Origin of the sequence: Bacillus sp. hwrm1 (genome assembly GCF_040207805.1) — a bacterium.
GTDB classification, from domain to species: domain Bacteria; phylum Bacillota; class Bacilli; order Bacillales; family Bacillaceae; genus Bacillus; species Bacillus velezensis.
Window position 1 is genome coordinate 3,793,035 of sequence record NZ_CP157943.1, and the last position, 24,165, is coordinate 3,817,199.

18 protein-coding genes are annotated in these 24,165 nt (G+C 48.1%); 5 read left to right on the top strand and 13 right to left on the bottom strand.

The genetic code is table 11. From position 1 onward, the window contains the following. Positions 1 to 50: 50 nt before the first annotated feature. The 4 genes from ABK447_RS19005 to ABK447_RS19020 form a co-directional block, all read right to left on the bottom strand. Complete coding sequence (locus ABK447_RS19005; protein ID WP_094031491.1) at positions 51 to 485, bottom strand: RDD family protein; 435 nt, start codon at positions 483 to 485, stop codon at positions 51 to 53. A gap of 14 nt (positions 486 to 499) precedes the next feature. Next, a complete protein-coding gene (locus ABK447_RS19010; RefSeq protein WP_094031490.1) occupies positions 500 to 1,636 on the bottom strand; it encodes a zinc-dependent alcohol dehydrogenase in 1,137 nt (378 codons plus the stop codon). Positions 1,637 to 1,700: 64 nt separating this feature from the next. Next, positions 1,701 to 2,903: a GTP-binding protein gene (locus ABK447_RS19015; protein WP_069007411.1), complete on the bottom strand. Its 1,203-nt coding sequence runs from the start codon at positions 2,901 to 2,903 to the stop codon at positions 1,701 to 1,703. 188 nt (positions 2,904 to 3,091) lie between these two features. Beyond that, entirely contained in the window at positions 3,092 to 4,297 is a 1,206-nt protein-coding gene (locus tag ABK447_RS19020) for an MFS transporter (protein WP_014416869.1), read from the bottom strand. 180 nt (positions 4,298 to 4,477) lie between these two features. Between ABK447_RS19020 and nirB the strand changes: the two genes are divergently transcribed. The 5 genes from nirB (at position 4,478) to cobA (ending at position 13,312) form a co-directional block, all read left to right on the top strand. Beyond that, a complete protein-coding gene (gene nirB / locus ABK447_RS19025) occupies positions 4,478 to 6,805 on the top strand; it encodes a nitrite reductase large subunit NirB (RefSeq protein ID WP_094031489.1) in 2,328 nt (775 codons plus the stop codon). Beyond that, positions 6,798 to 8,930, top strand: coding sequence for a molybdopterin oxidoreductase family protein (locus ABK447_RS19030; protein WP_094031488.1), 2,133 nt, complete (start codon positions 6,798 to 6,800; stop codon positions 8,928 to 8,930). Before nirB ends, ABK447_RS19030 begins: the two co-directional genes overlap by 8 nt. A gap of 119 nt (positions 8,931 to 9,049) precedes the next feature. Next, positions 9,050 to 11,467 (top strand): NADPH-nitrite reductase, encoded by a 2,418-nt coding sequence (gene nasD, locus ABK447_RS19035; protein WP_094031487.1) that lies wholly within the window; start codon positions 9,050 to 9,052, stop codon positions 11,465 to 11,467. 20 nt (positions 11,468 to 11,487) lie between these two features. Continuing rightward, a complete protein-coding gene (nirD, locus tag ABK447_RS19040) occupies positions 11,488 to 11,808 on the top strand; it encodes a nitrite reductase small subunit NirD (RefSeq protein ID WP_007409365.1) in 321 nt (106 codons plus the stop codon). 64 nt (positions 11,809 to 11,872) lie between these two features. Then, on the top strand, positions 11,873 to 13,312 hold the full coding sequence (gene cobA / locus ABK447_RS19045; RefSeq protein ID WP_094031486.1) for a uroporphyrinogen-III C-methyltransferase: 1,440 nt from the start codon (positions 11,873 to 11,875) through the stop codon (positions 13,310 to 13,312). 55 nt (positions 13,313 to 13,367) lie between these two features. On the opposite strand, the gene ABK447_RS19050 is transcribed toward cobA, so the two are convergent. The 9 genes from ABK447_RS19050 to ABK447_RS19090 all read right to left on the bottom strand — a co-directional run bounded on the left by ABK447_RS19050 (position 13,368) and on the right by ABK447_RS19090 (position 24,122). Further along, positions 13,368 to 14,378, bottom strand: coding sequence for an NAD(P)/FAD-dependent oxidoreductase (locus ABK447_RS19050; protein WP_094031485.1), 1,011 nt, complete (start codon positions 14,376 to 14,378; stop codon positions 13,368 to 13,370). A 196-nt stretch (positions 14,379 to 14,574) separates the two neighbouring features. Continuing rightward, positions 14,575 to 15,810 carry a CdaR family transcriptional regulator gene (locus ABK447_RS19055; RefSeq protein WP_003156600.1) on the bottom strand — a complete coding sequence of 412 codons (1,236 nt, stop codon included), beginning with the start codon at positions 15,808 to 15,810 and terminating at the stop codon, positions 14,575 to 14,577. Between the two features lie 157 nt (positions 15,811 to 15,967). Then, positions 15,968 to 17,422: a sodium/proline symporter PutP gene (putP, locus tag ABK447_RS19060; RefSeq protein ID WP_015416771.1), complete on the bottom strand. Its 1,455-nt coding sequence runs from the start codon at positions 17,420 to 17,422 to the stop codon at positions 15,968 to 15,970. 91 nt (positions 17,423 to 17,513) lie between these two features. Next, on the bottom strand, positions 17,514 to 19,061 hold the full coding sequence (gene pruA, locus ABK447_RS19065; RefSeq protein WP_094031484.1) for an L-glutamate gamma-semialdehyde dehydrogenase: 1,548 nt from the start codon (positions 19,059 to 19,061) through the stop codon (positions 17,514 to 17,516). A 17-nt stretch (positions 19,062 to 19,078) separates the two neighbouring features. After that, a complete protein-coding gene (locus tag ABK447_RS19070; protein ID WP_087920787.1) occupies positions 19,079 to 19,990 on the bottom strand; it encodes a proline dehydrogenase family protein in 912 nt (303 codons plus the stop codon). 187 nt (positions 19,991 to 20,177) lie between these two features. Beyond that, on the bottom strand, positions 20,178 to 20,963 hold the full coding sequence (locus ABK447_RS19075; RefSeq protein WP_094031483.1) for a nucleotidyltransferase domain-containing protein: 786 nt from the start codon (positions 20,961 to 20,963) through the stop codon (positions 20,178 to 20,180). Positions 20,964 to 21,028: 65 nt separating this feature from the next. After that, positions 21,029 to 21,985, bottom strand: a complete 957-nt coding sequence (cah, locus tag ABK447_RS19080) for a cephalosporin C deacetylase (protein WP_094031482.1) — start codon at positions 21,983 to 21,985, stop codon at positions 21,029 to 21,031. A 140-nt stretch (positions 21,986 to 22,125) separates the two neighbouring features. After that, positions 22,126 to 22,686 (bottom strand): shikimate kinase, encoded by a 561-nt coding sequence (locus ABK447_RS19085; protein WP_003156609.1) that lies wholly within the window; start codon positions 22,684 to 22,686, stop codon positions 22,126 to 22,128. A gap of 125 nt (positions 22,687 to 22,811) precedes the next feature. Then, complete coding sequence (locus ABK447_RS19090; protein ID WP_094031481.1) at positions 22,812 to 24,122, bottom strand: MFS transporter; 1,311 nt, start codon at positions 24,120 to 24,122, stop codon at positions 22,812 to 22,814. Positions 24,123 to 24,165 lie beyond the last annotated feature (43 nt).

The following is a 24,165-nucleotide window of genomic DNA, read 5'->3' on the forward strand; positions in this document are numbered from 1 at the left end:
TGTTATATGTTGCTCCCTCATCCATTTTTTATGCAAAAAAAAGAGCGAAATTATTCGCTCTTTTCAATCGATTCGTCCGGCAGCGCGTATGTGACATACGTTCCCGCTACAAAATCGTGGATTGACCGTTTGTCTTCTCTCATTCCGACCATGAATGCGCTCACGATCACACCGATTCCAAACGTCACGCCATATATCAGGCCGCCCACAAGCACTCTCAAAATCATAGTGAGAAAGCCTACCTGAGTGCCGTCTTTTTTGACGATGCGGGTACCGCAGATCTTTTTGCCGATAACATAACCGTTCCAGTATACAGGGAGCAAAATAGCATAAAGAGTCAAAATGATGCTGATCATTGTGCTCTCATTCGGATCTTTTCCTGTTGCCAGCATAAAAATAATCGCCAAAGGCACTGAAGTAATTAAATAGTCGAGTACCACGGCTCCCAATCTGATCCAAAATCCCGCCGGTCTGTAAATATTCATCGTGTTTCTCCTCGCTATGGCTTTAAAATCACTTTAATGTTGCCATCTTCTTTTTTGTCAAATATATCATATGCAGCAGGAGCTTCCGCAAGACTCATTTTGTGTGTAATGATATCCGTCGGATCAATTTCATTTTGTTCGATCATTTGATACAGCATCGGCATCAGATGAATAACGGGTGCCTGGCCCATTTTCAAAGAAACGTTGCGTGTGAAAAAATCACCGAGCGGAAAGCCGTCCGCTTCAGAAATGTATGCGCCCGTGAGCTGCACGGTTCCGAACTTCTTAACGGCTTCTGATGCTGTAAGAATCGGACTGATCGTTCCGAACTGATTCGGTTTTTGCTCTGTTTTTTCTTTTGGAAGCGGCGTGCCGTCCATTCCAACACAATCAATCACTACATCCGCGCCCCCTGACGTTTGTTCATGCAGCAGTTTCCCGATCTCATCATGTTCTGAAAAATTGAAGGTCTCTGCTCCGTTTATGCGTCTCGCATGTTCAAGGCGATGCGGGACTTGATCGACTGCGATAACCCGCTTTGCTCCTTTTTTCCACGCGAATTTTTGCGCCATTAAACCGATCGGACCTGATCCCAGAATCACGACTGTATCTCCTTTTTTCACTCCGCTGTGCTGGACGCTCCAAAAGGCGGTCGGCATGACATCTGACAGAAGCAGCACCTGCTCATCTTCAAGCTCACTGTCTGCCGGAACCAGAAAAGAAGAGAAATCAGCATAAGGAACACGTAAATATTCAGCCTGCCCGCCGGGATAATTACCGTTAAACTCCGAAAAACCGAATAAGCCGCCGGCATCTGTATGAGGATTTGGATTAGATTCATCACACTGGCTTTCCATCTGGTGCTTGCAATAATGACATTCTCCGCAGCCGATGTTAAAAGGAATCACGACCCGGTCGCCTTTTTTCAGCTTTTTGACTTGACTGCCCGTTTCTTCAACGATTCCCATCGGCTCATGCCCGACGATATAACCCGGATCGGCGGGTATTCCGTTTTTATATAAATGAAGGTCTGAACCGCATATCCCGGTTGCGGTGATTCGAACGATGACATCTCTCTCATCTTGAATGGCGGGTGCCGGGACTTCTTTCACTTCCATATGTTCTTTTCCTTGGTATGTCAGTGCTTTCACACTTGGTCAGCTCCTTTTTCATCACTCCTTCCCTTTTCACCTGCTTCTAAACTTGGCCGGTATGTTATTCGGCCCGCTGAATATCCCATTGAAAAGGATCTTCAAGCTGCGACCAATCAGAATCGAACTCAGACGGCGTGAGCAGGCACTGATCCAATTCCTTTGTAATGGCTGCTTCATCTAAATCTGTTCCGATAAACACCAGGTTCGTATGACGGTCTCCGAATTGGTCGTCCCAATCTTCCAGAATCTCCGGTTCCTGCTGTTTGATCTGCTCCTGCTCAAGTTTCGGCATTGCCGCCACCCAATAAGAAACAGGCTCAATCGAAACCGCCGGACCCGCCTGAGACATCAGCAGCGCAAGGCTGTTGCGGGTTGCGCACCAAGCAATTCCTTTTGCGCGCACAATGCTGTCAGGCATTGATTGATGCAGCCAGCTGTCAAAACGAACGGTATGAAACGGCAAACGCCGCGAGTACACAAACGAAGTGATGCCGTACTCTTCCGTTTCCGGAGTGTGCGCTTCATGACCTGCCGTCAGCTCCTTTATCCATCCTGCTGATGAACTCGCTTCCTCAAACTCAAATAAACCGGTATTCAATATGTATTCGGCGGGCACTTCTCCGCGGACGGACCGGATCAGTCTGGCACGGGGCTGTAATGCGCGAAGAACCGTTTCCAGCTGTTCAAGCTCTTTTTCGCCGACCATGTCGCATTTATTTAAAATGAGCACATCACAAAACTCGATTTGGTCAATTAATAAATCGGCAATCACCCGTTCATCCTCTTCTCCCGCCGCTTCCTTCCGGTCAAGAAGGCTGTCACCGGACTGGAAATCATGCCAGAAGCGGTTTGCATCCACCACGGTCACCATTGTGTCCAGCCTGCAGAAAGTTGTCAGATCAATGCCCATTTCTTCATCTATATAAGAAAATGTCTGGGCAACGGGAATCGGTTCGCTGATCCCGGTTGATTCAATCACTATATAATCAAATCTGCCGTCTTTCGCGAGTTTCTCAACTTCGACTAATAAATCTTCACGCAGCGTGCAGCAGATACAGCCGTTGGATAATTCTACGAGTTTCTCATCCGTCCTTGACAAGCCGCCTCCCTGCTTCACCAAGCCCGCGTCTATATTTACTTCGCTCATGTCATTGACGATGACGGCAATTTTTAAACCGTTGCGGTTTTGTAAAATATGATTCAAAACGGTCGTCTTTCCGGCACCAAGATAGCCGCTCAATACTGTAACCGGAATTTTTTTCATAACATAGCCCCCTGACAAAATAGAATGATTACGATTTATACCCCGCACCTGCCTTATTATCACCATGATGTACATTATTATAAATCGTAATAGTTACTATTTATTCTGATGTATTCTCCGTTTAAAATCAAGTGAAAAATAATCAATCATAAAAAAGACACGCTGTCATACGTGTCTTCCGCCCAAACTTAAACATCCGCAGGACTGTTTTCAGTGCCATAGCTTTTTCTCCAAAAATAGCCTGCGGCCAGAACAAGCACAAATGCGAGCAATGCGATACATGAGAAAGAGATAAAACCGATCGCATATGTTCCCGTCATCTGCTTCAATGATCCTAAAATATTCGGAAGGAAAAAACCCCCTATGCCGCCGGCTGCTCCGACGATTCCCGTCACCATTCCGATTTCTTTTGCAAAGTGCTGAGGGACAAGCTGAAATACCGCTCCGTTGCCCATACCGAGCGCCATCATTCCGATAAACAGCAGAACGATCACCGTTGAAAGCGGAGGCAGGCTGCTGACTCCCGCCATACACAGAGCCGCGATGACAAACAGTACAGCCAGAACTTTCGCACCTCCCGCACGGTCTGAAATCCAGCCTCCTGCAGGGCGAAAAAAACTGCCCGCTGCGACACATATTGTGACGAAATCACCGGCATGGATTTTTGACAATTGATATTGATCAACGAAAAAAATCGCCAAAAAACTTGATAATCCCACAAAACCTCCGAAAGTGACGCCGTACAGAAGACAGAAACACCATGTTTCCTTCTGCCTGAACACGTGAAGGTAGTTTTTAAGCGGCTGCGGTGCGGGCTGTGCAGGAGAGTCCTTCGCCATGACGATAAACAGTATAAAAACGATCATCAACGGAAGAAGCGCAATTCCCATTACACTGTGCCACCCAAACTGTTCCGCAAGGCGGGGACCGAACAATGTCGCAAACAAAGTGCCGCTGTTGCCGGCACCTGCTATCCCCATCGCAAGCCCCTGCAAGTGAGGCGGATACCACCGGCTCGCCATCGGAAGCGCAACAGCAAAACTTGCGCCCGCTACGCCCAGCAGAATGCCGATCGCATACAGCTCAGTCAAAGAACGGCCGCCGAATGCCCCCCAAAGCAGCGGGATCATCGTGATCAGCATCCCGATCACGGCTGTTTTCTTCGGCCCGATCCTGTCCGTTAACACACCTAAAATGATCCGAAACACAGATCCTGATAAGATCGGCAGAGCCACGACAAACCCTTTTTCAAAAGAAGATAACCCGAAATCCTGAGAAATATAAACGCCGAGCGCCCCCAGCATTACCCAAATCATAAAACTCACATCAAAATATAAGAAGGAACAGAGCAGAGTGAGCGGATGACCGCTTGTTTTTAATTCCGACAGCTTCATAACATTCTCCTTTCCGGTCTTCTATCATTTCAAATTGCTGAATCAAGAATATATGACCGGCATTCACCGGAAAAGACATGTGTAAGATAATGCGACACATTTAATGCGTTAATCAGGCAATGTGCCATAATTTCTCATAGAGAAGCAATCTTACAGGCAGCTGCAAAGGAGGTTTGGCGAATGAAGAAACAACGATTAATTGCAGCAGGGAACGGAATGGCCGGAATCCGCTGTATTGAACACATTTTAAAGATGAACCGTGACATGTTTGAGATTGTCATTTTCGGAAGCGAACCTCATCCCAATTACAATCGCATTCTCTTATCCTCCGTTTTACAAGGTGAGGTTTCGCTTGATGACATTACGCTGAATAGCCGCGAATGGTACGAAAAAAACGGAATTACGCTTTACACAGGAGAAACGGTTGTACACATTGATACAGAACGGCAGGTTGTCACAACGGATCGGAAGCGCAGCATGACTTACGATCAAATCATCCTTGCAACGGGCTCCTCTCCTTATATTCTCCCCATACCCGGAGCAGATAAAGAAGGTGTGTACGGCTTTCGGACAATAGAAGACTGCCAATCCCTTATCAATGCGGCCGGCCGGTATCAAAAGGCGGCGGTCATCGGCGCCGGTTTATTAGGTCTTGAAGCGGCCGTCGGCTTACGGCAGCTCGGCATGGACGTCAGCGTCATTCACCACTCTTCCGCCATTATGCAAAAACAGCTTGATCAAACGGCATCCCGCCTGCTGCAGAAAGAGCTGGAACGAAAAGGCTTAGTCTTTCTTTTAGAGAAAGACACGGCATCCATTACAGGGAACTCACGGGCGGAAGGCATCCGTTTCAAAGACGGTTCTTCCATAGAAGCAGACCTGATTGTCATGGCCGCCGGTGTGAGGCCCAATATCCGATTGGCTGCATCTGCCGGACTTTCAGTGAACCGAGGAATCATCGTCAATCAATTCATGCAGACGAACAAACCGAATGTGTATGCCGTCGGTGAATGCGCGGAGCATGACGGGATTGTATACGGATTGGCGGCGCCGCTTTATGAACAGGGAAAAGTGCTCGCGCAGCATCTATGCGGCGTCCCGTGCGAAGGGTTTCAAGGCTTTGCACAATCTGCAGCCTTAAAAATAGCCGGTATTGATGTATGGTCGGCAGGAAAGGTGCACGAGGATGAGCACACAGCCGGCATATTGTTCCATGATGAGCATGCAGGCATCTACAAAAAAGCGCTCTTTGAGGACGATAAACCGGCCGGCTTTATTTTATTCGGGGACACGCGCGGTAAACAGCGGCTTCTCGACAGTCTTGTGAAGCAAAGAGATATTTCCATCGTGAAAAAACAGCTCATGGAACCGGATCAGGGCGGTATATCCTTTGAATCCATGCCTCCCCATGAAACCATTTGCCAATGCAGCTCAGTGACCAAGGGCTCCATTGAAGAAGCGGTGAACAAATATGGCTTAAAAACCGCGGAGGAAGTGAAGCACATGACAAAAGCGTCCGGATCTTGCGGAGGATGCAGGCCGCTCGTTGAAGACTTGCTGAAGTATATGGCAAGCGATGATTACACAAAACCCTCCCGCCAGCCTTCGTTTTGCGGCTGCACCGATTTGACAGAAGAAGAAGTCATCGCCGAACTTCGGCGCCGTCCGTTCACTGATGCCGCCGAGGTGATGGAAGTGATCGGCTGGAAAACAGAAAACGGCTGCCGCATTTGTATTCCGGCGCTTCACTATTACTTGGAAAGGACGCGGCCTGATTTTATGCAGTTCAATGAAATATCGGCAGAAGAGACATGCACCCTGATTCCGCAAATGTACGGCGGACTGACAAGTGCGGCAGAGCTCAAAAACATCGCAAACGTCATCGAAGCATACGGCATCCCCGAGGTTTCGATGACTGACAGTCACCGGCTGAGGCTTTCCGGAATCAGGCCAAATGACCTTGCAAGCATCAGAAAAGCACTGAACATGCCGGTTTTCTCCCCCCGGCACCGCTGGACGATGCAAATCAAAGCATGTACGTGCGGACAGCATCGCTCCTTTCAAGAGCTGGCAAGCAGGATTGAACGAGATACCGACACGCTTGCCGTACCCGCTTATGTATCCGTCAGCTTGTCATGTGAAAACAATTGCACCGATGCTTACATTCAGGATATCGGCGCGCTTCAGACACAAACTTGCTGGGAGATTTATATCGGGGGCGAACGCGGAAAACAAGCCCGCGCCGGCAGCCTTTTTTGTGTGACGGATAACGAAGACAGTACCGCCGCTATGATGAAAGGCCTTATTCAATATTATCGCGAAACAGCTCACTACAACGAAGCGATTTATCAATGGGTTGACAGACTCGGCCTCGTCCATATCAGAGAAATGCTGTTTGAAGAAGATATGCGGACACAGCTTCTGAAAAATCTCCGTTCAGACATATCCCTGCTGCAAAACCTGTCTGCCGGGAAAACGCCATACGAAAGGATGAAGCTTTTTGACTGAACCGATGCTCCGTTATTTCCGTGACAAACTGCAAGATATTCAATCGGAAAAAACATATGAGACGCAATGCCCGTTCTGCAGCATGCAATGCAAGATGCAGCTTACGGAACAAACCTTCGCGGCACGGAAGAAATACACTGCAATCGGCATTGATAATCCGACGACACATGGCCGTTTATGTACAAAAGGCATGAATGCCCATCAGCATGCCGTGCACTCTTCCCGCATTACACGCCCCCTGCTTAAAAAAAACGGTGAATTTGTGCCTGTCTCTTGGGCTGAAGCACTGAATCGCATTAAGGAACAAATCAATCTGATCCAAACCGAACACGGCAATGATGCGATGGCTGTCTACGGGAGCGCCTCAATTACAAATGAAGAAGCCTATCTGCTTGGAAAGTTCGCACGGGTCGGCTTACAGACGAAATACATCGATTACAACGGGCGGCTCTGTATGTCTGCCGCAGCAACGGCGGCCGGCCAGACATTCGGCGCGGACAGGGGCCTGACGAATCCATTATCGGACATCCCGCATACACGTGTCATCATCCTGGCAGGCACCAATATCGCCGAATGCCAGCCGACGATCATGCCGTATTTTGATAAAGCGAAAGAAAACGGGGCTTACATTATCGCCATTGATCCCCGGGAAACGGCGACGACCAAAATAGCCGATCTTCACCTGAAAATCAAGCCCGGCACAGACGCAGCCCTGGCAAACGGACTCGTCAAAATCTGCATTGACGAACAGCTTACAGACAAAGACTTTATCCGCACACGCACAAACGGATTCAATAAGCTCAAACGGCATACCGACGCTTTGGATCTGAAAGAGATCTCCGAGCAGACAAGTGTTCCTTTGGAGTATATACGAAAGGCCGCCGTGAAGTTTGCCAAGGAAACATCCGGCATGCTGTTTACAGCGCGGGGGATCGAACAGCAGACTGACGGTACCGCGGCAGTGAAAGCTTTCTTAAATATGGTGCTGATCACCGGAAAAATCGGCAAGCCCTTCTCAGGTTACGGGGCGATTACCGGTCAAGGCAACGGACAAGGCGCGAGAGAACACGGCCAAAAAGCGGATCAGCTTCCGGGCTACCGTTCTATCGAAATTGAAGAACACCGGGCGCACATTGCGAAGGTGTGGGGGATTCATCAGGATGAGCTGCCGCGCAAAGGCGTCTCAGCCTATGAAATGATAGCAAAAATAGATAGCGGCGACATCAAAGGACTGTTTCTCATGTGTTCCAATCCGGCTGTTTCCGGCCCAAATGCGAATTTCGTCAAGCAGGCAATCAAGAAACTGAGATTCTTTGTCGCAGTTGACTTATTTATTTCTGAGACCGCGGCATTCGCGGATGTGATTTTACCCGCCTCCTCTTATTTGGAAGACGAAGGCACGATGACAAATGTAGAAGGCCGCGTGACATTAAGAGAAGCGAGCCGCACCTGCCCCGGAGAAGCGAAACATGATTGGCAGATCATCTGTGACATTGCCTCGGCTCTTGGTAAAGGGCATTATTTTCCCTATACGTCGGCGGAAGAAATCTTTAACGAACTGAGAGAAGCGAGCCGCGGCGGAATTGCTGATTACTCTGGCATCACCTATGACAGGCTCAGGCGGGAAGGCGGCATTCAGTGGCCATGTCCTGAAGCGGATCACCCCGGAACCGGGCGATTGTTTGAGCACTCATTTGCCCATCCCGATCACAGAGCTGAATTAAGCGTGATTCCAAATGAACCGGCCGTCCCGAAAGAGAAACCGAGCGCCGGCTATCCGCTTTATTTAACCACAGGAAGGGTGATGTCTCATTACTTAACGGGTGTCCAAACGAGAAAAAGCTCTGCCCTGGCTGCAAGACATTTCGAATCCTTTGTGGAAATCCACCCAAAAACGGCGGCCGACTATCATATCGAAGACCGTGTTCTCGTGAAAATAGAATCCCCCCGGGGCAGCATCACGGTCCGGAGCAGATGGTCGGAGAAAGTACGAAAAGACACGTTGTTTGTTCCCATCCATTGGTCTGACACGCAAAACGTCAACGATTTAATTGGTGAAGCCTTGGACCCGGACTGTAAAATGCCCGGTTTTAAGATGTGTGCGGTACGAATCAGCCCTATATAATTTTTCATAAAATTTTTAGATTTTTTAGTATTTTTTGTTACATTTCATAACATGCATCTTAAATATTTGTTTTTGCTGTGCTACGCTAAAAAAAACAAAGATAAGGAGCGGATCATCTGATGGGAAAAAAACAGCTAGTTCTTGTTGGAAATGGAATGGCCGGGGTAAGAGCGATTGAAGAAATACTGCGTGTTTCAAAAGACGAATTCGAGATTACAATATTCGGGGCCGAACCTCATCCCAACTATAACCGAATCCTTCTGTCAAAAGTGCTGCAAGGCGATACCGACATTCAAGACATTACGTTAAACGATTGGAACTGGTACAAAGAAAACAACATCCAGCTGTATACCGGTGAAACAGTCATCAAAGTCGACACGGAAAACAAAACCGTCATCACCGATGCAGACAGAATCCAGCCTTACGATGAACTCATCCTGGCGACAGGCTCTGTCCCTTTTATCCTTCCGATTCCGGGCGCAGACAAACAAGGCGTCACGGCATTCCGGGATATAAAAGATACAGACACGATGCTCTCCGCGTCAAAACAATATAAAAAAGCAGCCGTCATCGGCGGAGGACTGCTGGGTTTGGAAGCCGCACGCGGACTGCTGAATCTCGGAATGGACGTGTCTGTCATCCACCTCGCCCCATTCCTGATGGAGCGCCAGCTTGACGCAGCGGCGGGACGCCTGCTGCAAAACGAATTAGAAAAACAAGGCATGACCTTTTTCCTTGAAAAGCAAACCGAAGAAATTCTCGGTACTGAACGTGTCGAAGGGGTACGCTTCAAAGACGGCACAAGCATCGAAGCTGACCTGGTCGTCATGGCGGTCGGCATCCGCCCGAATACACAGCTTGGCACAGAAAGCGGCATTCCGGTAAACCGCGGAATCATTGTCAACGATTATATGCAGACTGACATTCCGCACATTTACGCGGTCGGTGAATGTGCCGAGCACCGCGGAATCGCATACGGTCTTGTGGCGCCGCTCTATGAACAGGCAAAAGTGCTGGCCAAACATATTTGCGGCATTGAAACAAAACCGTATGAAGGCTCCGTTCTCTCCACTCAATTAAAGGTATCAGGCGTCGAAGTCTTCTCTGCCGGTGACTTTAACGAATCAGAGGACAAAAAAGCGATTAAAGTGTTCGATGAGCAGGACGGCATTTATAAAAAAATCGTCCTGAGGGGCAATCAAATTGTCGGTGCTGTTTTGTTCGGCGACAGCAGCGAGGGCGGCCGCCTGTTTTCTATGATTCAAAAAGAAGCCGATATCTCCGAAACTTCCAAAATATCAATCTTACAGCCTCTTGATCAGGAAGCAGGCGCAAGCATGACCGCGGCGATGAGCGACGATGAAATCATCTGCGGATGCAACGGCGTTTCAAAAGGCGCGATTATTCAAGCCATTCAGGAAAAAGGCTGCACATCTACGGACGAAATCAAAGCATGCACCGGGGCATCCCGTTCCTGCGGAGGCTGTAAACCGCTCGTGGAAGACATTCTTCAATATACACTGGGCTCAGAATTTGACGCGTCCGCGCAAAAAGAAGCGATTTGCGGCTGCACATCACTGTCGAGAGATGAAGTCGTAGAAGAAATCAAAGCTAAAGGGCTGTCCCATACAAGAGAAATCATGAACGTGCTCGGCTGGAAAACGCCGGAGGGCTGCTCCAAATGCCGTCCTGCCCTCAACTACTACTTAGGCATGATTAATCCGGCTACATACGAGGATGACAGAACATCCCGTTTTGTAAACGAACGGATGCACGCCAATATTCAAAAAGACGGAACATACTCAGTCGTTCCCCGGATGTACGGCGGCGTGACCAACTCTCAGGATCTCCGCAAGATCGCCGATGTCGTCGACAAATATGAGATCCCGCTCGTTAAAATGACAGGCGGCCAGCGAATTGATCTCATCGGCGTCAAAAAAGAAGACCTGCCGAAAGTATGGGCCGAGCTTGATATGCCGTCAGGCTACGCGTACGGAAAAACACTCCGCACGGTAAAAACGTGCGTAGGCGAACAATTCTGCCGCTTCGGCACGCAAGACTCCATGGCACTGGGCATTGCGCTTGAGAAAAAATTCGAAGGGCTCAATACGCCTCACAAGGTCAAAATGGCCGTGTCCGCCTGCCCGCGGAACTGTGCGGAATCAGGCATTAAGGACCTTGGCGTTGTCGGCATCGACGGAGGCTGGGAGCTTTATGTCGGCGGAAACGGCGGAACCCATTTGCGCGCCGGTGATTTGCTGATGAAAGTAAAAACGAATGAAGAAGTCTTAGAATATGCGGGGGCTTACCTTCAGTACTACAGAGAAACGGCAAACTATCTGGAGCGGACATCCGCATGGCTTGAGCGCGTCGGTTTATCTCATGTCCAATCCGTATTAAACGATCCGGAAAAACGGCAGGAGCTCAACGACAGAATGAATGAGACACTCTCTGTCCACAAAGATCCGTGGCAATACTTCCTTAAAGATAAAAAAGCATCTAAAGATCTATTCGAAAATGTCGTCACGACTTCATAAAACAGTAAGGGGGAACGGACATGGTGAATAAAGATATGACAAAGGTTTGCATAGGCAAAGTAAACGAATTACCCGAGGAGTTAGGAAAAACCGTATATATAGAAGATAAAGAGCTTGCCGTATTTAAGCTTTCTGACGGGAGCGTCCGCGCCGTCGAAAACCGCTGTCCCCATAAAGGGGGCGTCCTGGCTGAAGGCATCGTCAGCGGAGAATACGTCTTCTGCCCGATGCATGACTGGAAAATCTCCTTAGAAGACGGAAAAGTCCAAGAGCCGGATCATGGCTGTGTCAAAACATACGAAACACTGATTGAAGGAGAGAATGTATACCTCCTGTATTGATCAGACCGGATCACTTTTTCAAGTGGTCCTTCATTTTTTAAATTGCTGAAGGGATGACGCCATCATGAAAAACGGAATCGTATATTTTGTCGGTGCCGGACCAGGAGACCCGGGGCTGATCACCGTAAAAGGAAAACAGGCTCTGGAGAAAGCGGATATTATTTTGTATGACCGGCTCGCAAACCCAAAGTTTCTTGAGTATGCCTCACCGGACTGCCGCTTCATTTATTGCGGAAAGCTGCCCGACCGCCATTTTATGAAACAGTCTGAGATAAATGCCCTGCTGATTGAAAAAGCGGCGGAGGGCTACACCGTCGTCCGCTTGAAAGGCGGAGACCCAAGTGTGTTCGGCAGAGTCGGCGAAGAAGCAGAGGCGCTTCATCAGCACGGCATCCGCTACGAAATGGTGCCCGGCATCACCTCGGGAATCGCAGCGCCGCTGTATGCGGGAGTCCCCGTCACCCATCGTGATTTCGCTTCGTCCTTCGCGATGATCACCGCTCATGATACATCATTGCACGGCAGGCCGAATCTCGACTGGGAAGGGCTTGCCCGAAGCGTTCAAACGCTTGTGTTTTATATGGGCGTTAAAAATCTGTCATTTATATGCCGTAAGCTTACGGAGTACGGAAAATCCCCTTCCGTTCCCGTACTCGTCATTCAATGGGGGACGTGGGGGCGGCAGCGGAGCGTTAAAGGAACGCTTCAGGATATCCATGAAAAAGTTCAAAGCCAAAACATCACCAACCCTGCCATTATCGTCATCGGTGATATTGTCAATTTTCAAACACACAGCTGGTTTGAAAGCAAGCCGTTCATCGGGCGGCATATCATGGTTGTCACTCATGGCGATGAAGAACATACATTGACAGACAAGCTGCGCGAGTATGGCGCCGATGTTATTGAATGGCCGAAGCGGATCGTTAAAAAAATGCCCGCAAACGAAAACATCCTGAAACAGATCAGCACCTTTGAACAACTATTTTTCACATCACGCCTTGCGGTATGCGAATTCTTTGACACACTGGCTTTCAAGCAGATCGACATCCGCCGGGTGACCGCAAGCCTGAATGCAGCGACTGAGGCCGCAAAGACGGAACTGACAAAACGGGGCTTTCTCCTATCCGAATGTCAAATTGATTCTCCGCATTCACTCATTGTAGGAAGCCGTCAAGCAGCAGAAAACTTGTCAGACTCAAAATCATGCCCGTTTTATATCACCCATGAGCATATCGCAGATGAGCGGTTCACTTCCATGATCGAACGCACGATCAGCGAGTCTCCTCTGCAAATGATTATCTGTACGGGCAAAGAATCCGCTCAGCATTTGATCAGCGCCGGAAAACAAATCGGCATATCACCGGATCCGTCAGCAAACCGCCCTCCCGTCATCTGCATGGGCGAAGACGTCCCCGCCGGCTGCGGGTTTACCGCCGTGAAAAATCAGGAACAGTTATTTGCGTTTATACGAAATGAAATGAAAGACATGCTCGTTCACAGCTGATACGCCGAAATGCTTTTCTGACCCCCCAGACTCAACATCGGGGGTCAGCCCTTTTTTATTGTGTCACCAATTTTTTATGGTGAGTCGAATACATCGCCATCTGATCCGCCTGCGGGTCCAAATAGGCTTTGGCGCTGTTCACGGCGGTCGGCCCCTCCGTGAAACCGCCTGCAATCAATCTGAGCTTGCTTTCATAATGGGCGGCGTCACCGGCGACAAACACGCCCGGAAGATTCGTCCGCATATGTCTGTCAGCTTTAATCCTGCCTTCTTCAATCTCAAGCCCCCAGTCCTTCATCGGACCGAGATCAATTTTAAACCCGTGGTTGATAATGAGCTCATCAAGCTTGATGACTTCAGAAAGTCCGGACTCAGTTTGGCAAACGGTGACGCTCTCGATCCGTTCTCCGATGCCGTTGAGATGCTTCAGACGATACGGCGCAAGCACCCGCACGGAAGACCGCTTCATTTTCGCCACGCTGCTTTCCAAACCGCCGAACTCCTCCCTGCGGTGCAAGACGGTAACAGACGCCGCAATCGGTTCCAGCTCATTCGCCCAGTCAACCGCGGTATCTCCCCCTCCTGAAATCACGACATGCTTATCTCGAAACGCATCAAGCTTCTCCACCTTATAATGAAGGTTCTTTCCTGAATACCGGCTCGCATCCTCACTGTCAAGTTCATTGACCTCAAGCGTCCCCATGCCGACAGCCAAAATCACCGTGCGCGTATAGTGCTTTTCCCCATCGGAACTTTCAAGCACAATGGTTCCGTCTTCCAGCCGTTCAAACCCGGTCACCCGCTGATTCAACACGATATCCGGCTTAAATGTCGCAGCCTGTTCCTTCAGCTGCTTAATCAGCTGTTCTCCGGCAATCCCGGGTATTCCGCCGATATCACGGATGATTTTTTCAGGGAAAAACATAGACACTTTCCCTCCGAGCCGCGGCAAAAACTCGATCACTTTCGTTTTCAGCTCGCGCATCCCGCAATAAAAAGCCGCAAACAGGCCGATCGGGCCTCCGCCTATAATCGTGACGTCATACACCTCATGATTTTCCGCCATCGTTCTGCCTCCCGTTTATATCTATACTTCAACATTTTTAATTGAGAATCAATATCAATGAAAGTATAACACATATTGAGGAGCATTGTTTATTCATTTCTCTCTTGCGGGAAAGGAGTGATTCAGAAGTGAGGTTCTGAGATTGATAAGCGGGAAGGTATTAAAACTGAAACCAGTACGGCGACTGGTTTCTTTTTTATCTCTTTTTCATCAGCATGATATCGAGGTACAGCTGGCACCTTGTCCTGAAGTCGTTTAAATTAATTGATGTCATGTCAAGAATCTGTTTGATACGGTAGTTCAATGTGTTTTGATGAATAAAAAGCTGTTCTGCGGCTGGTTTTGTTTTGCAGTTATTGAGGAGATAGATTTCTAACGTTTTCAGCAGTTCGGTACTGCTTTCTCTGTCTTTGGCTTTTAATAATGCTAAATCATCGTTTACATATTCCAGTGAGGCGTTTTTTTCTTCGATGCTTTCAAGATAGCGGTAAATCCCGAGCTTACTGTATTCGTACGGGATATTTTCCTGGTTTCCGGTAATTTCGGCGGCCTTTATGACTTCAAGGGCCTCTATATAACTTTTGCCGAGCTTCAGGATGCTGCTGTATTCATTGCCGATTCCGATATAGATGGGAGTGGGGATCTTCTGAAAGTGAAAATGAGTCAGCAGTTTGTGGATGAATTCAGATGCTGCCGAAGTGCCGGAGCTTTTTTGCGAGAAGCTTGCGACGACGATGACAATATTGGAATCAATGGTTAAGACGTGACTGACTTTATCCCGCAAATTCAAGTACGATTTGATGTTTTCCTTCACATCTTCGACTGCCTCCCCATCCCCATTTGCGGCGTGCAGGACGACTACCGAAAAAACCGACGGCAGCACGGCGTTCATCTTTTCCGCTTCCCGCCTGAACTCCTTTTCAGAGGAGAATTGCTGAAAGATCGCCCGTTTCACCAGGTCTTCCGCTCTCTCTTCTTTTTCCTGTTTCAGCCGGTTCGTTTTATAGATGATTTTTCCGACATGGAATGAAGTTTCATATAAAAAATCGAGCTCCTCGTCCGTCAAGTTTCGGTCGAGCTCCTGAATCCAGATGTAGCCCATCACTTCGCCTTTATGTTTTGCGCTTACAACCACTCTCTGATTCAGTCCGATACTGTCTATTTTTTCGACACGGAACGGTTCAGGAACGGTTTTCAGCTTTTCGATCACCCCGTCCTTCAGAAACCTTTCAAAAATCTGCACGGGGCATTTTTTTGAAAATATCGTCTGCTGGTTGGCGGAGTCGAAGTGATTAATGTAATAAGAATTATAGGCAAGCAAAAAGAAATCCGCGCTTTCCAGAATAACGGGCTTCTGCAATTCATAACTGATGAAATCAATTAATTTATCAATGTCCGTAAATGAAAAAACTCTCTCTAAAAGCTCTTCCATACCTATTTCTCCTATGCTCTTTTTATCTTTATCATACTCTGCGGGGTGACTTTTTGTATAGAAAAAAATTCACATATTCCCAAAACGGCATGATCCGAAAGCCTGTATCGTGAAAAGAGGAAAAAGGGCGGTCCCTTCTTCCTCTCGTTCCTTGCTTTTATTGAGAAAGTGTATCACGGTACTCATGAAACTGATCTGTGACATCTTTTGACGGAGCCTGTGTCAATAAGCTGACGACAAATACAGCGGCAAGGCTTACAGCAAAGCCCGGAATGATTTCGTACAAAAAGTCTGAAAGACCGGCATTCGCCCAAATGATTACGGTAATCGCTCCCGCAATCATGCCGGCGAGTGCCCCCCATTTCGTCATCCGTTTCCAAAATAAACTGAGCAGTACGACCGGCCCGAATGAAGCGCCGAATCCCGCCCATGCATAGCTGACAAGACCAAGTATCGTGTTATTTTTCTCCCAGGCGAGCACCAAAGCGATGATTGACACCGCAAGCACTGCCATTCTCCCCAAAAATACGAGTTCCTTATCAGAAGCCGAACGCCTGAACATGGACTTATACAAGTCCTCCACTAAAGAACTGGACGTAACGAGCAGCTGAGACGAAATCGTACTCATAATGGCCGCTAAAATCGCAGAAATGAGAAATCCCGTAATAATCGGGTGGAACAGAATGTTGCCGAGCTGAATAAAAATGGTTTCCGGATCAGCCAGCTTCAGTCCGTTCTGGTGGTAATACGCGATTCCCGCAAGACCCGTAAACAGCGCTCCTAGTGCAGACAAAATCATCCATCCCATTCCGATCCGTCTGGCGCGTTTGATTTCTTTCACAGACGTGATCGCCATAAAACGCACAATAATATGCGGCTGCCCGAAATAGCCGAGCCCCCACGCAAATAAAGAAATAATGCCAAGGACGGTCGTCCCTTTGAACATGTTAAACAGTTCCGGGTTGACGGAACGGATATCGGCAACGGTTTCCCCCGGGCCGCCCGTATGGAAAATCGTCACAATCGGCACAAGAATAAGCGCCGCAAACATAATGATCCCTTGAACAAAGTCCGTCCAGCTTACCGCCAAAAAGCCTCCGAACAAGGTGTAGGCGACAACGACGCCTGTCACGACCCACAGCCCCGTGTGGTACTTCAACCCTAAAATGCTGTTGAACAAGACACCTCCGGATACCATGCCGGATGATACGTAAAATGTGAAAAAGACGAGAATGACAAGACCCGAAAACAGTCTGAGAAGCTTCGTATGATCACCGAAACGGTTTTCAAGGAAACCCGGAATGGTGATGGAATTCCCCGCTTTTTCGGTATACGTTCTCAGTCTCGGCGCCACGAAAAGCCAGTTCGCCCACGCCCCGAGCACAAGCCCGAGCACAATCCAAGCGCCGCTTAATCCTGTCGAGAACATAGCGCCCGGAAGCCCCATCAAGAGCCATCCGCTCATATCCGCCGCTCCCGCGCTGAGCGCTGTGACGGCAGGGCCTAAAGAACGCCCCCCGAGCATGTAATCCGTCAGATTTGACGTCCGTCTGTAGGCGAAATAACCGATAAACAGCATACCCGCCATATAAATACAAATGGAAATAATCAACTGAATGTTTGCTATGGCATTTCCTCCTCCGCTTTATATGTTTATGGTGAAATGGACACCCCCCGCGAGGAGGATGCCCATTCAGTCCCTCTTAAAACGTTTCACTGATTGTTTTCGCCTGCATGTGGAGGGCCAAATAATCCGGGCCGCCCGCTTTTGAATCAGTGCCGGACATTTTGAAGCCTCCGAACGGATGGTAGCCGACAATCGCTCCCGTACAATTGCGGTTGAAGTACAGGTTGCCGACATGGAATTCCTGTTTCGCCCGTTCAATATGTTTGCGGTTATTTGTAATGACCGCGCCTGTCAAACCATATTCAGTATTGTTTGCCACTTCTAAAGCTTCATCAAAGTTTGACACTTTAGAAAACGCCACGACAGGCCCGAAAATTTCTTCTTGCATGAGTCTTGCTTTCGGATCAAGGTCAGCGAAGATCGTCGGCTTGATAAAGTAGCCTTTTGAATCATCTCCGGTGCCGCCGCTTACTAAACGGCCTTCTTCTTTTCCGATTTCAATGTAGCTCATGATCTTGTCGTAAGAACCTTGGTCGATGACAGGCCCCATATAAACATCTGCACTGTCAGGTTTAGCAGTTACTTTTGATTCCGTAATTTCAATGACACGCTCTAATACTTGATCATACACTTTTTCATGGACAACTGCACGTGAACCTGCAGAACATTTTTGTCCCGCGAAGCCGAATGCTGATGTAAAGATGGATTGAGCCGCCAATTCAATGTCCGCATCTTCGTCAACGACAACCGTATCTTTACCGCCCATTTCAGCAATGACACGCTTTAAGTGCTGCTGGCCCGGCTGAACTTTCGCCGCGCGTTCGAAAATTCTCGTACCGACTTCACGTGATCCTGTAAATGTGATAAGGCTTGTTTTCGGATGGTCAACAAGATAGTCGCCTACTTCCGCTCCGCTTCCCGGCACAAAGTTGACTACGCCTTTTGGCAATCCGGACTCTTCAAGCACCTCAACAAATTTTGCTGCAATAACAGGTGTAGCACTCGCAGGTTTCAGAACCACTGTGTTTCCAGTAACGATCGGCGCCACTGTTGTTCCTGCCATGATCGCAAACAAGAAGTTCCACGGCGGAATAACAACTGTCACTCCAGTCGGTGTGTACACATATTGGTTTTTCTCGCCCTCACGGCTGTTGACCGGTTTGCCTTTTGCCAGTTCGATCATTTGGCGTGCATAATACTCCATGAAGTCAATCGCTTCCGCCGTATCCGCATCAGCTTCGTTCCAAGGTTTTCCCGCTTCCTTGACGAGCAGGGCGGAGAATTCGTGCTTTCTGCGGCGGACTTTGGCAGCTGCGCGGAACAAAACGGCCGCTCTTTCTTCAGGGGATGTGTATCTCCACTCTTCGAACGCTTTCGCAGCTGCTTCAATCGCTTGCTCAGCATGCTCCTGGGACGCTTTTGACACTCGGCCGACGACTTCTTCTTTATCAGCCGGATTGATTGAAACGATTTTCGCTTCCGTCTCTACCTTTTCACCGTTGATGACGAGCGGATAATCTTTTCCCAGATACTCATTTACCGTCGCAAGCGCTTTCTTAAATTCTTCAACGTTCGATTGATCTTGGAAATTCGTGAATGGTTCGTGTTTATAAGGTGTAGTCATTGTCATCTCTCCCTTTTTTACTTCTTAGTCATTCCTTTAAAGGCGAATGCGATGTTTGAGGGGCGTTCGGCGAGCCGTCTCATGAAATAACCGTACCAGTCATCCCCGTAAGGCAGGTAGACTCTCATGCGGTATCCTTCTTCCACCAGGCTGAGCTGGGTTTGCGAGCGCATGCCGTACAGCATCTGAAACTCAAAACGGTCGTTTGGAATGCCGTGCTCTTTGGCAAGCTGTTTTGTAAACTCGATCATTTTGTCATCATGCGTGGCAACTGCCGTATAATGTCCTTTTAAAAGCTGTTTGCGGATGAGTCTTTTATAATTTTCATCGACGTCGCTTTTTTCAGGATAGGCCACCTTTTCCGATTCTTTATAGGCCCCTTTGACAAGCCGCAGAAACGGATTCAGCGGGCTGAGGTCATCAAGATCCTTTTCCGTTCTGTACAGATAGGCCTGCACCACGGTGCTTACATATTCATACCGGCTCCGGAAGTCTTTAAAGATATCCAGCGTCTTCTGGCATCTCGTTTCATCTTCCATGTCAATCGTCACCATGACTTTATGTTTTTCAGCCGTCTGGAGGATTTTCGTCATATTTTCATAGACAAGATCGAGATCTATATCAAGACCTAAAGACGTCATTTTTAATGACACTTGGGAATTCAGCTGTTCATCAGCGATTAAGGCGATGGTCTGCATGCACTCCTCGGTGCGTTCTTTCGCGACATCACCGCTGTTGACAAATTCCCCCAAATGATCGACAGTAACTGACAGCCCCTGGCTGTTCAAATGTCGGATTGTCGGGATAGAACTGCGGAAATCCATTCCTCCGATGATTTTGCCGGCTGCCACACGGCTTCCCCAGCTTCGCGCCATCTTATTGAGAAAGCTGCTCTTGGATAAAAATAAGAAAAAATCTCTTGTAATCACTTCCAACCTTAACACCCCGCAATCTAAGAAGTATTTGTATGAGTCTATTGTAAATGGACAAAACATCCTCTCACAATATTCTAAAAATACAAAGATTCTGATAAATTTTTGTGGTTTTACCACAATCAGCTTCTTAGATAGCAGGCGGATTATGCCGAAAAAAGGCGGACGGAAATGACGGCAATCGTCAATTTCCGCCTTTTTCCCCCCACGCCTCTTCGACGGTTTGAATCAATAGCCGATTCAGTTCCTCCGTTATGTCAGGTTTCGGCGTTTTGATCGTTTTGACATAGTGCCCGATGCGTTCTATTTCTTCTTCTATAAATGCATGAATGATCGTATTTCTCGGTTCCGGAGCCAGCTCCTGACCGCTTTTTTTCCTTGTAAGCAGTGTATTGATTTCAGAAATGAGCGCTTCATCCGTCAATAAGGCATCGGCCAGTACGGGAAATGACATCGGCGGTACGGAGCCGAACGTTTCAATCCATCTGCAGGCAAGGAGAGGACGCAGAACATAAAAATACTTTTTAATCTTTACTTCACTGCCTCGCAATTCCGTTTTTTCATTCCGTTTTGCCATATTGAGATAATGATAGATGCCGGCTTCAGGCGAAAAGGCGCGGATTTTCAGTTTTCGAAGCTTTTCAGCCGCTGAGAAAGCTTCATAATAGATCATCTCAGAAGAGAGCCATTCCAAAAGAGGCGGATTTGATTTTTTAAAAAGCCGCAGCGCTTTTCTCAGTTCCCAGCCGCTGATGTCAAGCATGTCATGAATCGGCTCTTCTATGACATCCCTATGCGGTTCGATCGAAAAGTACCATTCTTTTTTCGGCACATAGAGAAACCGCACATCGTAGTCGCTGTCTCTTGACGGAAATCCCCATGCGCGGCTCCCTGATTCTACGGCATAAAGCACCTTAACGCCGTGCTGTGCTTCAATTCGTTTTAATTCTTCGATGATCCTTTGTTCCATCTGTATCCGTCCTTTTCCGTGATCATTCCTGAAAAAAGCCCGAGTACTTGGGCTTTTCGCTGTCGTCAGCCTTTCAGATGCGCTTTCAGAAAGGCCAGCTTTTCCGTATGGAAAGAAGGTATGTATTCATGTCCGAAATACCGGTAAACCTTCAATTCTTTTTTCGTTTCCAGATGATTGTAAGCGGCAAATACCGTCGACGGCGGAGTCACGCGGTCAATCAGCCCGATGGACATGAGCACCGGAACTTTTACGCGGTCCGCCAGATTCATGATATCAAAATAGGCCAGTGTATTCATCGCGGCCTTCTCCGTTTCGGGGCTGCCGTTCTTTCTGAAAAAGGAGTTAATCTCAAGATACGGCTCATCAAGAGCGACATCAATGGCCCGCTCAAAATTGCTTAAATAAGGATAATCGGCCGCAACCGCTCTCGGAATGTCAGATAGTGCCGCCGCGGCGATTGAAAGTCCGCCTCCCTGGCTCCCGCCGATGACGGCGATCCTCGTTTCATCCACTTCATCAAAGCCGCTGATGACTTCCAAAGCCCGGACGGCGTCTAAGTACACGCCGCGGTAATAATATGTATCTTTATCTAAAATCCCTTTCGTCATCCAGCCGGGAACGTGTCCGTGCGGTGAGACGCTTGTATCTGTGCTGCTGTGCTGGCCGCGGACAAGCATGCCGAACGCGGCATATCCGTGAAGCGCCCAATTTACGATGTCATGTATATCCCCGTCATAGCTCGCATTATAGCCGTGATATTTCACGATGGCCGGATGCGGTCCTTGCCGGTCGGGAACGGCGTACCATCCCTCAATTTCCGCCTTGCCGAAGCTTCGGTATGTCAGCCGGAATACTTTCACGCCGTCAGCCGGGTAGCTTTCAGCCTTCAATTCAGGCTTTGCCTCTTCCTTTGCAAGCTCATGTAATGATGATGCCCAAAAATCCGAAAAGTCATGAGGAGCGGTTTTATTTGGTTTATAGGTTTGCAGTTGGTCGAGCGGCAAGTCGTATAATTGCATATCCGATTATTCTCCTTTGTTTTATAAGATTTAATTTTCTGACTCTATCTTAACACGATTTTACACTCATTTTCTAAACATTTTAATAAACGTTTGTTTAAAAACAAAAAAGCCGTGCGCTCACAGCGTCACGGCTCTTTTTACATCGGCTGATACAAGTCCCAGCCGATTTTTAACGTTTCTACGATATAATCGGCGATTTCTTCTGGTTCCAGATTATCCGTCGCCACTTTTGAATTATGTTTATCATAGATGCTTTGGCGCTCGTTAAAGAGCTGCTGCATTTCATCCATGGAACGGTTATGCAGAACAGGACGGCTTTCAATCAGCAGGTCAGCCCGCTGCTTCCAATTCTCCCATGATAAATCAAGATGGAGCACGAGACAGTTTTCAAGGCAGCACTGTCTGATTTCCTCTTGTTTAAACGAACCGCCCCCAAGCGACACGATCTTGAATTTCGTATTGCGGCAGATATCTAATATATAGTCCTTTTCAGTCTGACGGAAAAAGGCTTCACCTTTTTTCTCAAACATTTCAGGGATGGACATATTGAAATCTTTCTCAATCTGCAGATCAATATCAATGAAGTCTCTGTATAATTTCTTAGCGACCAGCTGGCCGATTGTTGTCTTTCCGACACCCATGAATCCGATCAGTACGATATTTCTTTCTCTTACGGGAATGGCACGTTTTGCGTTCATCTTCGGCGAAATCCTCCTAAGAAATGAAAAAGTTATGTTTATTATATGATAACTCAATATTGAAATATAGAGATAATGCAATGAAAGAAAACCCATCCTTTATAAGAAGAGATGAGTTTTTCTTTCTATCGGAGCTTAATGCGTTCCACCTTTCCGACAATGAAAATATAAGAAAATGCCCCGATAAATGCGACAGCGCCGACAAACAGAATCGCTCCGTTATAAGAACCGGTCGCAGAAACGATAAACCCGATGATAAGCGGGGTGATAATACCGGCCATATTGGCGAAAAAGCTAAAGACGCCCCCTGCCAATCCGATTGTTTCGCTTGGCGCGACCTCACTCAGCATCGTCCAGGATATGTTGGACATGCCCTGCGCAAAAGAAGCAATGGATAAGATCGTCAAAACCGCGGGAGCAGAATCCGTAACATTCGCGAGCACGATGGAGCCTGTCAGCAGAAGACCGAGGATGACGGGCGTTTTCCGGGCAACGTTCACCGACACCCCCCGTTTCATCATGCCGTCAGACCAATACCCGCCGAACAATACGCCGAAAAAAGCGGCGATATACGGAATTGATGCGGCGAAGCCGACTTTTAAGAAAGCCATGTGCTTTGCCTCCGCCAGATAAGTCGGAAACCATGTCAAAAAGAAGAACAGCGTGGAGGCTACGGCGAATTGGCCGATATACAATCCGACAAGCTTGCGGTATTTTAGAAGCTGGACGAAATCCGCCCACGATATCCTGCCGGCTGCATCAGACACCTCAGTCAGTCCGCCGCCTTCTTTAATATAATCAAGCTCCTCACGATTCACTTTCCGATACCCGTTCGGCTCGTGATACATTTTAAACCAGAAAATGGAGAAAACAATTCCGAGCACCCCTGAGGAAATAAATACGGCGCGCCAGTCAAATGCCGTTAACACCCAGAATAAAACCGGTGTGGCAAACGCCAGCCCGACATATTCCCCCGCCGTATAAACACCCGTCGCAAAGGCGCGTTCCCGCCTTGGAAACCATGTCGTGACAATCCGGTTGTTTGCCGGAAACGCCGGCGATTCAGCTATGCCGATGAGCAGGCGGCAGCCGAATAGAAACCCGAAACTTGTCGCAAAAGCTTGTACTCCGGTAAAAACCGACCACACAAATAAAGAAATTCCGTATGTCCGTTTTGACCCGAATTTATCCAAAATGAGCCCGCCTGGAATCTGCATCCCCGTATAGGTCCAGCTGAACGCAGAAAAAACGATGCCCAAAAGCGCGGGGCTTAGGTTCAGCGAATGTTGAATGGATGGGCCGACAATAGATACACTGGCTCGGTCTATATAATTAATCGCAGTGATAAAAAACAAAAGAACCAATATCACATAACGAGCGCGAGTCGGTTTATTGCGGACGGGACTGAAGGCCCTCAGCTCCGTTTCTTTTTTCAATGGCTTCTCCCCCCTTACTCGAATGAAATTAATTGTACAACAC

What these genes read in the sequence shown, in the direction of transcription:
- ABK447_RS19005 (WP_094031491.1), bottom strand. Translation starts at nt 485, where the DNA reads ATGAATATTTACAGACCGGCGGGATTTTGGATCAGATTGGGAGCCGTG.
- ABK447_RS19015 (WP_069007411.1), bottom strand. Translation starts at nt 2,903, where the DNA reads ATGAAAAAAATTCCGGTTACAGTATTGAGCGGCTATCTTGGTGCCGGA.
- ABK447_RS19020 (WP_014416869.1), bottom strand. Translation starts at nt 4,297, where the DNA reads ATGAAGCTGTCGGAATTAAAAACAAGCGGTCATCCGCTCACTCTGCTC.
- nirB (WP_094031489.1), top strand. Translation starts at nt 4,478, where the DNA reads ATGAAGAAACAACGATTAATTGCAGCAGGGAACGGAATGGCCGGAATC.
- nasD (WP_094031487.1), top strand. Translation starts at nt 9,050, where the DNA reads ATGGGAAAAAAACAGCTAGTTCTTGTTGGAAATGGAATGGCCGGGGTA.
- nirD (WP_007409365.1), top strand. Translation starts at nt 11,488, where the DNA reads ATGGTGAATAAAGATATGACAAAGGTTTGCATAGGCAAAGTAAACGAA.
- cobA (WP_094031486.1), top strand. Translation starts at nt 11,873, where the DNA reads ATGAAAAACGGAATCGTATATTTTGTCGGTGCCGGACCAGGAGACCCG.
- ABK447_RS19050 (WP_094031485.1), bottom strand. Translation starts at nt 14,378, where the DNA reads ATGGCGGAAAATCATGAGGTGTATGACGTCACGATTATAGGCGGAGGC.
- ABK447_RS19055 (WP_003156600.1), bottom strand. Translation starts at nt 15,810, where the DNA reads ATGGAAGAGCTTTTAGAGAGAGTTTTTTCATTTACGGACATTGATAAA.
- pruA (WP_094031484.1), bottom strand. Translation starts at nt 19,061, where the DNA reads ATGACTACACCTTATAAACACGAACCATTCACGAATTTCCAAGATCAA.
- ABK447_RS19075 (WP_094031483.1), bottom strand. Translation starts at nt 20,963, where the DNA reads ATGGAACAAAGGATCATCGAAGAATTAAAACGAATTGAAGCACAGCAC.
- cah (WP_094031482.1), bottom strand. Translation starts at nt 21,985, where the DNA reads ATGCAATTATACGACTTGCCGCTCGACCAACTGCAAACCTATAAACCA.
- ABK447_RS19085 (WP_003156609.1), bottom strand. Translation starts at nt 22,686, where the DNA reads ATGAACGCAAAACGTGCCATTCCCGTAAGAGAAAGAAATATCGTACTG.